The following is a 14,049-nucleotide window of genomic DNA, read 5'->3' on the forward strand; positions in this document are numbered from 1 at the left end:
GTCTTATCAATTACCACCACGGCCTCTGCCTGAGCCTCTACCACCGGTGGCTTTCCATTCTTTCACTTTATCAGCAACAGTTTGAGCAAAATCTATTTGTGACATATATTCTCCCTTAGTGGGCTTTTTAATAGAAATAGGATCGTTTAGGACCACTTCTGATGCAAGCACAAGCATTTGATTGCCTTTTTCAATACCTAAGATTAGGCCGGGCAATCCGTGAAAATTATCTGGGCCAAAGGGTATTGGGATTTCTACGGTAAACCAAGCGGTGATTATACCATCTTCAGTTTCCAATTGAGCTCCTGTACAAATATAATTCAGGACTCGTTTTTTCTCCGTAGTCAATTTCCATGCTGGTAAATCTGTCGCTTCATAAACGACAAAGTCACGAGTCATAAATTCTACTTGCCTTAATCTTTGTTGGTCTGTTAGGTTATGGTAGACCGCCAGGACGATTTCTTTGGGTGGGTTTAGAGAATTAAGTCCGTTCAAAGCGCGTTGGAGCATAGGACCAGCTTCCTCACGTTGTGCAACATCTTCCTTGAAAAGCGATTCTTCTTTGTTAAATGAAAGGGTATAAGCGAATGTCCCGGTTTTTGGAAGGTCTTTAATAAAGTTATCCCATCGCGGACGACCAATTGGTTCTAGACCATATTCGACGATTTTTTTGTACGTAACAATTCCGCCCGTCTGTCCTTGCACGGAATCAAAAATCAAGAGTGGAATAATTAAAAAGAGAAATTTGAGTGCAGTTCTAATCATAGCTAGACCAATTTCTTTAATTCGAATTTGTGTTTTAATCTGTTAATAAAGTAGAAAAAAACAGATGAAACGGACAAAAATGGTCGTCAAGTGACCTTTTTCATCTACAATTGATTTGAAATCCGTTCAGATTAAAAGCAGAGATATTACAAGGTAAACGGCCTAATTAATATCGAGTGTAAAGAAGATGTTGTCACCAAAGGTATCTAGTGCATGAACCCCATAGCGATAGAAAACACCAATATTAATATTGTATTTAGCGTCATTCAAATCTAGGTTAATGATTCGGTTCAGTTTTATTCCAGATTCCAAATAGGGTTGTGAAGGGATGTTTACATCAATTTCTCGATGTCTTTCGGCTGAACTAAGGTTTCCAATACCAATGTTTTGGTGTAACTCTATCACCGGGCTCGAAATCGTATTTTTCCAAAGGTATGATCCAAAAGTATGACCAATAAAAATATTAACATATTGATCTGATGTGAATTCGTAGGGACGCATGGTTTGGAAATATCCAAAAGCAAAGAAGTCGGATGTAGACGTTCCATGGCCTGTAAATAAGAGGGGATAAGGCACATCTCCTTCAACGTATCCTGCATTTATTTGAAACTTAAGACGGCCTCCTGCTCTATATTTGAACTCATTTTCGAGGTTGAAATCTAATCTTTGATAGTCAAACCCTCCGTCCCAAAAGTCCGACCATCCTTTGGCATAACTAATTTTAATGAAGGGGTATTGTGACGATGACTTGATGAACCTGTTTCCTAGTCGCGCATATTTAGCGGGATGATAAGTAAGCTGTGCACCAGTTTCGGTAAAATCAAATTGAGATTGAAGGTCAAAATCACTAGGGCTGTCAAATGCGTATGGATAGCGCGCTGTAACAGTCTGGTTTGAAATATATGTATTGAAGACAAGTGGCCTACTTATCATTTTGCTTATCGTGGCTTTAACACCTTCGTAGCTATTAAAGCGGCTGCTTACATAGTTTCGGAAAAACACTCTTTTGTAAGGTGATCTTTCTTGACCTTGCTCAAAAAAGTCCTTGATATACGCGAGCTTAATAAAACTTTCTGGTTGGTTAAAGATGTAGGTTAAGTCCCCACCAAATTTCAAGTTTTTATCTCGAAGGCCATAAGCCCAATATCCACCGAGTGAAATTGACTTTGATACTTTTTCATTCGTTCTTAAGCCAATTCCTAACCGAAATCCTTCATAATCATTAAATGCCAATATTCGCTTCAATTCTAAATCGACCCATCCGATAGGGTAGTATGATGTTGCGAAGGCCTCTAAGGCCTTGTTTATCCATGTAAGCTTTGGCTGTGACATGATGGAATCGAGCACCTCATATGTTCGTGTTTCTTTGCGAGTAAGTACTTCGTTTCTAAACTCAGTTAAAAGAGTTTCGCTTTCAATTTCTGTTGTTGTCGCGTATTCGATAGCTACTTTCTTTAAGTCACTAGCCTTAAGACTAGGTGCTATTTGAACGTTAGAAATGTAGCTGTCAGAAATTACTTTTAACCTTTTATTGGAAAACAGTTCATCGGTTTCGTTAAGTAAGAAATCTGTATAGAGCTGAGCGGGGAACCATGCATTATCGATCTTTTTATAAAGCTGTCGAATATTAAAATCTGTCTCTAAAATGGGCGACGAACCTTTTGCTATAACCCTTTCAATTGCATGATTGCCACTTTCTATGTACAAAATGCCGCTAAGCAAATTGTCTCTGTTTTTAAGGGGAGAGAACTTGATGACGTATAATGAATCTGTACCGTTTGGACTGGTTTCTACTAAATCAAAATAATAACGACTAAACGTCCCAGGGCTAACTGGATTTACAAAATCTGAATTCAGAATTGTAATGGTTTCTTCATAGAATGTAAATGGTTGGAAGGAAGTCGCTAAAGTAGTGAGGAAAGGCACCTTAAAACCGGAAGTTTTTGTGGTTAAAACCTTCTCATAATGCCGGTTTGGCTTCAGAAACTTCTTTTCGGTGACCGATTCACTTAGGAATAGATGATGTTCATCTTGAATTGAATCTACCTCTAATTTACCTTGTGTCTCGGCATCGAGACTTCTCCTTTGTTCTGCAGTGGTAACTCGTTTAATAGAATCAAGAAACCCGTCTTTACCTTCAATGGTAAACAGAAATTTATTGTACGAATTGTACTGATAGGATCGTAATCTGGTGGGGTCATTCGAATTTCTAGCTGCTATTGCTTTTCTGATAACAGCATCTGCCGGGTTTTCTTCGGCATTTACTACAACAGTACCCAAATCTGTAGTTAGCGGCGTTAAGTAGATGTTTGAGCGATTTTGTAAGTCACTGATAGACAAGAATATGGTTTCATAAGAAACATGACTAATACTAATATTACCGCTATAGCCTGAAGGAAGATTGAGCTTGAAATAACCGTTTACATCACTTATAGTGCCTTCTCTGGGAGAGGTTTTGATATTGGCAAAAGGTACCGCATCTCCATTAGTCTTATCCAGTAAACGGGCTTTTACAATGGTCTGACTTTTGAGTGCAAGAACTAAGCAGGTAAAGGTAAGTGTCAAGATTAGCTTAAATCTCATGTGTGGTTCATTGGTTGTGTTTTACGACACGCACACAAATCTGAATACTTGCTAAAAAATACCGAGTAAAAACTCGGTCATTATTGAGTCCATTATGTGTGTCAGTGCAAAAAATGGAATGTAAACAATTACATTCTGCTGACTTAAGATCGACTAAATTCTCGAAATAAAGAATCATTTACTTTAAAATGAATCTCTCTTTGAAAATAGTTTTTAGTCAGAATCTATTAGTTCTCATACTCAATTTTGAGGACAACCGGATTTTCTGAGTTCAATATCTGTTCTAGACTCAAATAACCTATAGTCTTGTATTTGTCGCTTTCAAGTTCCATTAAAAGCAATTCAAGAGCGTCAGTTGATATGGCCATCAATGTTTGGTCACCTTCATATCCCAGCCATCGGTGAGGAGGTTCTGCGTCTTGAATTTCCCACGGATAGCTGTACAAATAGAATTTATTGGTTTCTCGATTAAAAAAACCATCTCTTATTTCTTCGAAACCAATGTAGTAACTGACTTCTATACGACTATCGCTGACTAACCAGCTGTAAATCCACCATGGTGCATTCTTTTGAGCAACTGTACGCATGCTTGCCACTTGTTTATTTAGTAGTTCTTCCGTCCATAACCAGTCCTCTCCAAAATCGAAATGAATAAGGGGTTTGGCGGTTCCATTGCTTACACCGTAGATTGTATCGTTAAATGGTAGACTATAGAAAGTTTTATTCTTAAATGTTCTAAAATCACTGAAAAAAAGCGGTAGTGGAAAAGGGTTCGGCTTGTCGTATGGATTGGATCTTTTCAATTCGTTCATTTTATCATCCAACCATATCAGATGGTAATTCATTGAATCTAATGACGGCTTATTGCTTCTACTGAGTAGATAGTGATTTTCAATGAAAAGTATTCTATCTGGGGTATAAGGGATACGCAATTTATCTTGGAACACTCCAAACTTATCGTATCTGAGCAATTCCTCTCTGAGTCCATTATATATTTCTATATTATTGTTTCTGTAAATAACATCTGTAATCTGCTCATATTCATTTGGCCCTTTGCCTACCGAGTTAATGCTATTAAGAAACTTTCCTTGTTTATTAAACCTGTAACCTGTTAATAGTTGATCGTCAAAAATAATAATATCTTCTTCCGTTTGAATCAATCGTGATATACCGTCTAAAAGTGAACGTTCAGTTTCCTCTAACCCAAGAATACTAAGTGTGGCTATTTGTTTTGAAAATTCTGTTTTGGGAGATTTTGAGTCAATTTTGACTTTCAATATGCCATTTGTTGCTGCTATACTGTTTTCATTTTCTGAAAAACTACATCCCATGATTGACACAGTAATAAATGCGTATAGTATCCTCTTCAACATAATCAACTAAGTAGTTAGTTAAATATAAGGAGTGTTAGTAATAAAAAAAAATGTGGTACTAGGTCAAATCATACGCATTTGTAACCTTCTGTTGCTCTCCTGTGTCAAAGCCCCGTGAATTCACAAAAGTCAATTAAAACTCAAAATTTAAAAGTCATGAAAACTAGATTATTTATAGTCCTATTGTCGGTCGTCGCGGTGATAGGCCAGGCACAAACAATAAAAAACGTAAATGGAGATAAAGTCGACATTAAAGTGCTAGATGAACGAATTCAATTCCTGCTGGATTCAGTTAAAATGCCAGGTTTATCGCTTGCGATCATTAACGATAATGAAATTGTGCACCACCAAGTATATGGGGTCCAAAATCTTGAAAATGAAACACCAATTAGTAAGTCAAGCATATTTGAAGGCGCATCACTTTCAAAACCGATTTTCGCCTATTTTGTCATGAAAATGGTTGAAAAAGGTATGATTGACTTGGATAGGCCACTTTATGAATACTGGAATCACCCGGCAATTGATAGCGCATCACGTGACTGGTATAAACTTATCACACCAAGAATGGTGCTATCGCATAGCACTGGTTTTCCTAATCATGCACAAGGTAAAATCATAAGTATCCCATTCAAACCCGGCACCGACTTCTTATATTCAGGTGAGGCCTATCAATACTTGGCAGCAATCATTGGATTAGAGAATGGTGTTCAATGGAGAGAAAAATTCAATGCTATATTTGAAGGAGAGGTAACAGAACCATTAAAAATGAAGAATACCTCATTTTTGTGGAACGATCATTTGGCTGAGCATAAGGTATATGGCCATAAGAATGGAAAGCCTACAGATAATGGTCTAGGAGGATGGAGTGGTAAAACATTCAACGCCTTTTCAAGTATTCATTCTGAGGCTTCTGAATATGCCCTATTTATACAAGCTATGCTTAAAAGAGAGGGTTTATCCGCTGATGGTTTTGATGAAATGCTTGCAACTCAAAATAAGTTTGATGAAACAAATCCATTGAGAAAGGAGACAGGTCAGACTGGATGGGGTTTAGGTTTTGCTCAAAAAGAAACAAGAAACGGGCTCATGCATTTGCATACTGGAAACAATCATGATTTTCAGTCTTATGCTATGTTTGTACCTGATCAAGAATATGGAATTGTGCTGTTTACAAATTCAGGAAAGATGATTCCATTAATTCAAGGGCTCGAGGGTGTTCTCGGGAAACAATTTTAAGATGAAAAGAACAAATGGAAGAGCTTAATGAACTAGTAGGAGGGTTAATCCTCGTAAGTGGATTTGTCGCCATTACTTACTTCATAGCCAAATATACCTTTATGGTTAAAAAAATGCTTGTAGAGAAGGGCTTGGCAAAGTCTAAGTCCGACTCTCAAATCTCAAAACGAGATGTCGCTTATGTTGCCCTAGGTTTAGGTGTTGGCTTATTGATAACCGCTGGCCTTTCGCTTCTCAATTTAAGTGAGAATTTGATGGACTTGCTGGGCTGGGGTATTGTCCTGATTTCTGGATCTATTGGCTTACTTGCAGCTACTAGAAATAAAAGAAATTAATACTTAGCCATATGGGCTAAGGTCTTAGTTTTCTATGGTTTAATATCATCAAATAGTCTTTCAATAAACTGGATATTACAGCGACTAATTTCGTTCTATCCTAGTTTTTCAGATTTCAGACATTTGCCATATAAATACCGTGTTAGGAAAAACTAAAAAGATATTCAACGTCGGTAGACACTTAGTTTAAATTTAGAACGCGCAAAATGATTTGTATTAGTAAGGTTAAACCTATTTAGCTTGACAAACGAAGAACATGATAGGTTACTAATTGAAAGAATTAAGGAAGAGGATCATTTTGCATTTAGACAACTAATCGAAAAATATAAAGATGATGCACTGACCTTGGCAACCTCGATTTTGAAGAATCAAGCAGTGGCTGAAGATGTCCTTCAAGAGGTTTTTATTAAGGTTTATGAGAAGATAAAGTCGTTTAAGTATCAGTCTACTTTTTATACTTGGCTGTATCGTATTGTTGTCAACAGATCATATAATGAATTAAGAAAAACAAAGAATAAAAGTTTTACTCAACCACAGGAAGAAACGCTAACTGCAATAGAATCGACAGACGAAGTCGACTCAAACGATTTAAATAGAATAATTACTCAAGCCCTAAATCTTATGAAACCAGATGAAGCGCTTGTATTAAGGTTATTCTATCTGTCTGAATTAAAAATTGATGAGGTTCAAGAAATAACTAGGTTTAGTAAGTCGAAGGTTAAGGTGACGCTACATCGAGCAAGAAAGAGTTTAGCAGTAATTCTAAAGAAACAACTTGGTAAAGAAATTGAAGACTTATGAGTGAAGATCCGATCAAACGATTAATCAAGGAGAGTAGGTTAGAAACATCTTCCAGCTTTACAGATGACTTATTTCAAAAATTTGAAGCCAAGCAAAGTAAGAAAATTGCAAAGCGGCTATACCTTTTAACAGGTTTAAGCATTTTGTTTTTTATGGTCATTACGCTAATGCTCATGAAACCCGAATTATTCGGTCTATCACTCGAACTACCTAAAAACGGGTTATTAATGGTTATCAGTTTGCTAGGTTTTCTTACTGTTCTCCATTTAATCAACCTTATCAAAAATAAAAATTTGATCCTATCGAATTAAAGAGACATTGATCTATATAATTGATTAACATGTAGTTATAAGTATTGTCAAAAATATTAGTCTCATCTATAATGCGAATTAAACTCTGATTCTACCCCACAAAGTTTAATTGTTTGTAACCATTTGCTCGACTTAGGTGTCCAAGCCCCATCAAATGAAAATAAGGTCAATAAATGGGGGCAAAACTTCGTCAAGAATTTTCTGGTCGGGTCGTTGAAAAACAAAAATTCGATGATTTTACTATTTCAATAATACACTTTGATAGTTGCTTATCGAATGATTGGCACTTTCATGATAAAACGCTTATCTGTACGGTTGTAATTGGAAGTTATCGTGATGTCAGCACTAAGCATATTCAAGAATTAACCCCCGGTAAAATACGCTGTTATCAAAAAGGAGAGGCCCATCAAAACATTCCAATAGACCTGCATTCTGTTGTTCTGATTGTGGAGCTTGAAGACCGCTTTTTTAACGATCAAATAAGTCGAAACAATTTTACTCTTGATGAATTAGTCAATCTTGACCTTATCCAGATGTATTTAGACTTGATCACGAAAAGGATTATGCAACCTAAGGATCTAGTGTCAAAATTAAGATTGGCATTTCAAGGGCAAGTCTCAACGGAATACGATAAACGGGCAAATGAAATAAAAGCTGTTTTAAATGATCGGTGGAATGAATTTCCCTCATTAGCTGAGCTCTCATCTGTTTTGAAGATTCACCCGGTAACAATATCAAAATATTTTTCAAAAGCCATCGGCATAACCATTTCTGAATATGTAAGGAAGATTAAAATAAAACGTGCCGTGCTAGTGATTCTAAATACAGAAAAAACAATGGCTGAAATAGCATTTGCATGTGGATTTTCTGACCAAAGCCATATGATAAGGCTCGTCAAATCTTATATGGGATATACCCCAGGTCATATACGCGTGTTGAGCCAAGAGAATCAATCAAGATTTAAGCATCTCTTACAAGAGAATTACAACAATTAAAATATCAAAAACCATGAAGCCAATATTGATCTTTTTCATATGCGTACTGAGTACGACAACAAGCTTTGGGCAGAAACCATCAAAAACTATGGTGGACGATATGTCTAAAACCATAGCTAAACTCATTGAAGATAATTATGTATTAGAGGAAAAGGGTTACGAGATAGCTGATTACTTTCTGAAAAACTTGAGAGCGGGAAGGTTTTACCAGGCAAAGACCCTTAAACAGTTAGACTCTATTATGACAAAAACTCTAAGGGAGTCTAGTAATGATTATCACTTGTACACGTGGAATAACAAGAAGATAGTTGAACAACTTAAGGTGAATTCTGAAGAGATTGAAGCCGAGGAAGAGGTAACTAATTTCTTTAATGATTCGGATGCCTATAACGCAAACTTTGGGTTTGAAAAAGTAGATGTTCTCAGTGGTAACATTGGCTATATCAAGTTGAACCAAATCAATATTTCCGACCGCAGCCTTAAAAAATTATATGCATCCATGGCTTTAGTTGAACATACTGATGCACTTATTATTGATTTAAGAAATAACGGCGGAGGCGGTAGTACCATCGGATCCGTGTTAGAGACATATTTCTTAGAGGGCTATAAACCATTACTTGAGTTTAGATCAAGAAATGGTAAACCGAAAATTGAGTATACAGTGGGTTGGTTACTTGAGAATCGATACTTGAAGCCGCTCTACGTACTAGTAAATAAGGGGACAGCTTCGGCAGCAGAAGCATTCGTTTTTGCATTGAAAAGTCACAATAGGTGCATAGCTATTGGTCAACCTACGTCTGGTGGAGCGTTCATGAATACATACTTTCCTGTAAATGAAGATTTCATTATAGCCATTTCAACTTCAGCTCCATTTTTACCGGATACTAATACTAGCTGGGAAGGCAAGGGCGTGCAGCCAGATTATTTGACCAAAGAAGAAGATGCCTTGAGTAAAGCTATTGAGTTAATACGTAATCGGTGAAGTTAAATCGCCGATAAATAGTTTACTGCCGAGAACAATTTGAGCCAAAACTAAGACCATTCTATCATAAGTACATCCATGATGATAATGACTCCCAATAGAGCTTGACACCTTACGTTAAACAGAAATCACGTAAGAAAATAAGGTTTAGTGAGTACAACTGATACTGTGGATTAGACGAGAACCTTCTAAACGATATGATTATGCCACATGCTTTTGACAAGGGCAAGGATAGCCGCAAAAAAGTAGTTCGGCAGTGTTTTGAAAGGACCGATTATTAGGTACCATTTCTAACTGGAAAACCCATCTGAGCCCAAACTAATATACCCTCATCTATAATGGCTGTATTCTCGTAACCATAACGTTTCAATGTGCTTTGGACACGTTCAGAGGCCGCATGCGGGCAGGCACAATAGATTACGATCTGGGTACCGTCATTCGGAATATCATCAATAAAGTTTTCAGGGTCTTCATAATATGGTACTGGTGCAGCGCCTGGAATATGCATCTGCCGCCAGGCTACTTCTGATCTAGCATCTAAGATTACCATTCTTTTACCGTCAGCTAAAGCTTGATTAACCTGTTCTGCGGATACATATCGGCCAGCACGTAGCTTAAATTCTGGAGCTTCACTATCAGGGTTCAAGATATACTCGTCAGGAGTTGGTACTCTTACTGTATCTAGTCTAGGGATATCCCAGCCAGATGCTCGTGTTCTTAGGAATGCTGTCAATGCATCGATATCATTATCACTTAAACTATCTTTAAACGCAATCATCGGCGTACCATCACGACCTTCTGCAATGGCATACCTCAAGAAATGATCTGTGGCAGTAGCTAGTAACATTGGGTTAGCCAAAGCTGGTGCGGATACTCCTTCGCCTTTTACTCCATGACAGGTAGCGCAGTTTTGGTTATAGAGTCCTTCACCTCTTGGAATATCTCCTATAACTGGTTCTCTTGATACATCAATTGCTTCTGTTACTCCTGCAGTTTGTTTGAGGTATTCGAGTAATAATTCTATTTCAATATAGTCTAGCGGTCCGCCTTGGGCCTTTAAATATCCTGCCATGGCCGTATTTGCTCTTCCAAACTGAATGGTGTACCGCATGAAATTATTATTCATACTCGTCGCCAAAAGAGATTTTGATCGGAGGGAAGGAGCGTTATCAGCGGCATATCCTTGTCTTTCATCACCATGGCAGAGCGCGCAATATTTAGTATACAATTCTCCAGCATGCTTTATGGCGAGGGTATCCAATTCTTGACTTGGCATCAGTGTTCTAGCTAAAATGGCTTGTGCCTCAGGCTCAGCTACAAATTCGAGTTGAACACCTAAAGCATATTCAGCAGGAATCGTAATCCGATCTGTATCACGAATAATGGCATCCTCTGGGAGTTCTTTTTCGAAATAGTTGAAGGTAGAATCTAGATTGACTACGTCAAATTGAATGGCATAAATACCTTCCCCTTGGTTGCTGATAAAGTCCAAAGCTTTTGGATTACTAATGCTTGAAACTAGGTGTAACTCTTGATTATCGAATAGGCTGTATTTAGTCAGCTGATCGTTTTGCTCGACTTCTTCAAAACCCATATTGGTATATTGATCAGTAGAAGCTTCCAAATCGTTTACCGCCATTTTTAAGGCAGAAATACCTACCACTCCATTGGCATGATTGCTAAACATACGGGTATAGACATACCACGTATTCCAATCGTCGAGTAATTCGGCGTAGTTACTATTTGTATTTTGAATAAATCTTGGCAGATTTTGCGGTGGTGAGGATCGATTAAAGTCAAGGCTTCTACGTTGTGGGTCACCATCATCTCTCGACCAACCTTGGGCAGGTTGTGAATTAGTTCTATAAGAAACTGCCGAATCCATGGCATAGCCTTGGGCCGTCAAACTACTGAACGTAGAATCGACCGATGAGCTACTCACTGAAAACAACCTCACGCCTTGATTGGAAGCTAGATAATCCCCAATGAATTGAGGTACCTTTTGCTGATCGGCTGAATCACTTATTGACATTATTTGGAACGAGCTCATATCTCCTAGGCTGACAGAAGCGCTAACCGACTCGTCGAATGTTCCAGCGGTTCCATTACCGTATATAGTAAAGCCTAATGTGTCTTTATAATACTTAATAGCTGACTCTAAGTCTTTCACCATTAGGGTAGCATCATTAATACCCATGCCGTCTCCTGTTAGAAATGGCTTCTCTTTATCTTGAAGCTGACAACCGCCAAAAAGGAAAAGACTGATTGCTAATAGACAGGTAAAAAAAGTAGAGTTTGTACGCTTTGAATTAAAAAAATGCAGTGGTTTCATGAGGTAACTTTATCCGATTAATATACGAATTGGACTTTGATTACTGGGAACGGTATTCCATAAATTATTGGTTACTAGCTTTCAAGCCTCAATAATCGACTTAAACAGGGGACTTGGGTTACAGGAGTGATTACCTGTTCGTTTTATTGAACAATCAAAAAAACTTCACCTCTGTTAATCAATCTCTTGGTTTAAGCAACTAAAAAACTCTTTCCGTCTTTCTATGTCATTGAAGGCTCCGCCATACTCGATTGTGGTGGTATAGCTTGACTTATCTTTAATTCCTCGAGACGAGACGCACAAGTGTTTAGAAGCAATCATCACTAGAACGCTTTCAGTTTTTAAGGCCTGCTGTAAATCTTTCATTATCTGTAGGCAAAGCCTTTCTTGAACTTGTGGCCTATGTGCATAATAGTCTACTAGTCTATTAATCTTAGACAAACCAATTACTCGTTCATTGGGAATATAAGCCACATGAGCAAAACCCGTAATGGGTAAGAAATGATGCTCACAGGCAGAATCTATCGTGATGTTGCTTTCCACTAGCATTTTGCCGTAACCGTATTTGTTTTCGAATGAAGATAATTTTGGTTTGTTGGCTGGATTTAACCCGTAGAATAGTTCTTTGACATACATTTTTGCCACACGATAGGGGGTGCCAGACAGACTATCATCTTTAAGATCAAGACCCAGCTCATCCATAATGGCCATAAAGTGTTTCTGAATGTTCTGAATCTTCACGTCATCAGGCTTATCAAAGGCATCTGGTCTCAGTGGAGTTTCTACACTGGTAGAAAGGTGGTTATTTCCAATATCTTCGATCTGATTGAGCAACTCGTCTTTCATGATTAAGTATTTGTTGTACAGCAGGTTTCATCCTGACATTGACAGTACTTTTTATTGTAAATATGTAGGCCCGCGAGTATGAGTGCAGGCACATAAACACTCGCTTCTGGTAAGTGCGATATCTCGAAGCTCTCATTCATAATAGCCAGAAAGAGTAGGCTAAAGGTCGCCCACATCGCTACTTTAATCCATGATTTGCTAGAGTTTTGAGTGGCGAAATATACCGCTAATAAAGAAATGGCAACGAACAGATAATCAAATGTTCGATACCAAAACGGAGGTTCTATGCTACCTATTTCAGTACCCGCTTTAGCGATAAATATGAACGGTGTTATCATACAGTGTATGGCACAAAGCGTACTAACAAGCGATCCAATAAGATCAGGCTTTGGTAGTGTTTGGATTTGTAGTTTCAAGGAGTGTGATTACGTGCAACAATGTTGCAATTATAATACTCTAGACCATTATAAACAACTGTCTGCTCTAGGATTCGAGTTAACTCTCTATAATGGCTAAAGGCTATTTGATCTGGTCAAATAGGTCATAGACGAGTGATATTGAGGTAGCCAGCTAAACTTCTTGCCCTTTTAAGGAGTGTTCAATAATACTATTTAAAAGCTTTATATCACTGCCAGGGCCGACTGTCAGCAATTTGGCACCGGTAGTCGGTATTCCGTGAAACGGCCTTATGCTTACTTTTCCATCTGGGGTACGCTCAAAATAAGTATAGCCTTCATCATCTTTCAATCTTGCACAACCTTTAACGCGTAGTATGCTTCGTGGCAAGGCATTACAGATACTAAATATGCTCTCCTTATTTGGTAAAATGGGTAAATCAGTGGAACTAGACGACCAATGCGCCTTGAGATGATCTAGTTTTTCTGCCTGATTGTCAGATGGTTCTAATTTTGAAAGGAGGGTAACATTAATTTGGTCCGTGGTGATGATTTTGGCCAGAGGATTGAATCGTCTGATGTCATTTTCCACGATCAACCTTCGTTCTTTCGAGCATTCATCTAAATGCGTTAAGACAACTAGCGATGATACTTGAATTTGATTAGCTTCTAGTACATTATGCTCTCCTCGGCGCTGCCAATTCATGACATCCACAACAGAAATTTGAATGGGAGATAGGAATCTACTGTCAACACCTACACCTAAAAAGCCCATGAGCGCACATGCATCCGATGTTCCATTCGCTTCAATTAAAGTGATGCCTGCTGGTCGCTTTGGAACGTTATTGATTAGATTTCGAAGTTCCCCGATGCCCGAACAACATATACAGCTACCATTTAAGGCATTTACAGAACTCGGATTTAGTTGTTCTAAGAATTGTTGAGCATCTAAACCTGCGTTTTCGTAATCGTTTAGAATAATATAGGGCTGCAAGCCTTTAGCAATAGCGCTAGTCGTCAAATGTTTCAACAGGGTAGTCTTTCCAGCTCCCAAGAATCCAACTACGGTAATTATACCTTCCATCTTTTCCATTC

13 protein-coding genes are annotated in these 14,049 nt (G+C 38.0%); 6 read left to right on the forward strand and 7 right to left on the reverse strand.

Annotated features, from left to right (window positions below):
- Positions 1 to 6 precede the first annotated feature (6 nt).
- The 3 genes from BFP71_RS14150 to BFP71_RS14160 all read right to left on the reverse strand — a co-directional run bounded on the left by BFP71_RS14150 (position 7) and on the right by BFP71_RS14160 (position 4,721).
- Positions 7 to 765 carry a GLPGLI family protein gene (locus BFP71_RS14150; RefSeq protein ID WP_069836103.1) on the reverse strand — a complete coding sequence of 253 codons (759 nt, stop codon included), beginning with the start codon at positions 763 to 765 and terminating at the stop codon, positions 7 to 9.
- A 162-nt stretch (positions 766 to 927) separates the two neighbouring features.
- Positions 928 to 3,348 (reverse strand): DUF5686 family protein, encoded by a 2,421-nt coding sequence (locus BFP71_RS14155; protein WP_069836104.1) that lies wholly within the window; start codon positions 3,346 to 3,348, stop codon positions 928 to 930.
- Positions 3,349 to 3,575: 227 nt separating this feature from the next.
- Positions 3,576 to 4,721: a 6-bladed beta-propeller gene (locus BFP71_RS14160; protein ID WP_088125046.1), complete on the reverse strand. Its 1,146-nt coding sequence runs from the start codon at positions 4,719 to 4,721 to the stop codon at positions 3,576 to 3,578.
- A 156-nt stretch (positions 4,722 to 4,877) separates the two neighbouring features.
- Here BFP71_RS14160 and BFP71_RS14165 point away from each other — a divergent pair, with 156 nt between their 5' ends.
- The 6 genes from BFP71_RS14165 (at position 4,878) to BFP71_RS14190 (ending at position 9,381) form a co-directional block, all read left to right on the forward strand.
- Complete coding sequence (locus BFP71_RS14165) at positions 4,878 to 5,957, forward strand: serine hydrolase domain-containing protein (protein WP_088125148.1); 1,080 nt, start codon at positions 4,878 to 4,880, stop codon at positions 5,955 to 5,957.
- A 14-nt stretch (positions 5,958 to 5,971) separates the two neighbouring features.
- Positions 5,972 to 6,292 carry a hypothetical protein gene (locus BFP71_RS14170; protein ID WP_069836106.1) on the forward strand — a complete coding sequence of 107 codons (321 nt, stop codon included), beginning with the start codon at positions 5,972 to 5,974 and terminating at the stop codon, positions 6,290 to 6,292.
- Between the two features lie 240 nt (positions 6,293 to 6,532).
- Entirely contained in the window at positions 6,533 to 7,093 is a 561-nt protein-coding gene (locus BFP71_RS14175) for an RNA polymerase sigma factor (protein ID WP_069836107.1), read from the forward strand.
- Positions 7,090 to 7,404, forward strand: coding sequence for a hypothetical protein (locus BFP71_RS14180; RefSeq protein ID WP_069836108.1), 315 nt, complete (start codon positions 7,090 to 7,092; stop codon positions 7,402 to 7,404). Before BFP71_RS14175 ends, BFP71_RS14180 begins: the two co-directional genes overlap by 4 nt.
- Before the next feature lie 173 nt (positions 7,405 to 7,577).
- Positions 7,578 to 8,399, forward strand: a complete 822-nt coding sequence (locus BFP71_RS14185) for a helix-turn-helix domain-containing protein (RefSeq protein WP_069836109.1) — start codon at positions 7,578 to 7,580, stop codon at positions 8,397 to 8,399.
- A gap of 13 nt (positions 8,400 to 8,412) precedes the next feature.
- Positions 8,413 to 9,381, forward strand: a complete 969-nt coding sequence (locus BFP71_RS14190; protein WP_088125047.1) for a S41 family peptidase — start codon at positions 8,413 to 8,415, stop codon at positions 9,379 to 9,381.
- Between the two features lie 277 nt (positions 9,382 to 9,658).
- Here BFP71_RS14190 and BFP71_RS19175 read toward each other — a convergent pair whose 3' ends face one another.
- From BFP71_RS19175 to BFP71_RS14210, 4 genes are all read right to left on the reverse strand, one after another.
- A complete protein-coding gene (locus tag BFP71_RS19175) occupies positions 9,659 to 11,713 on the reverse strand; it encodes a c-type cytochrome (RefSeq protein WP_088125048.1) in 2,055 nt (684 codons plus the stop codon).
- Between the two features lie 174 nt (positions 11,714 to 11,887).
- Entirely contained in the window at positions 11,888 to 12,559 is a 672-nt protein-coding gene (folE, locus tag BFP71_RS14200; RefSeq protein ID WP_069836111.1) for a GTP cyclohydrolase I FolE, read from the reverse strand.
- Between the two features lie 2 nt (positions 12,560 to 12,561).
- Positions 12,562 to 12,975, reverse strand: coding sequence for a MerC domain-containing protein (locus BFP71_RS14205; RefSeq protein WP_141719772.1), 414 nt, complete (start codon positions 12,973 to 12,975; stop codon positions 12,562 to 12,564).
- Positions 12,976 to 13,129: 154 nt separating this feature from the next.
- Positions 13,130 to 14,047 (reverse strand): GTP-binding protein, encoded by a 918-nt coding sequence (locus tag BFP71_RS14210; RefSeq protein WP_222843488.1) that lies wholly within the window; start codon positions 14,045 to 14,047, stop codon positions 13,130 to 13,132.
- Between the last annotated feature and the right edge of the window lie 2 nt (positions 14,048 to 14,049).

The organism is Roseivirga misakiensis, assembly GCF_001747105.1.
Lineage (GTDB): Bacteria > Bacteroidota > Bacteroidia > Cytophagales > Cyclobacteriaceae > Roseivirga > Roseivirga misakiensis.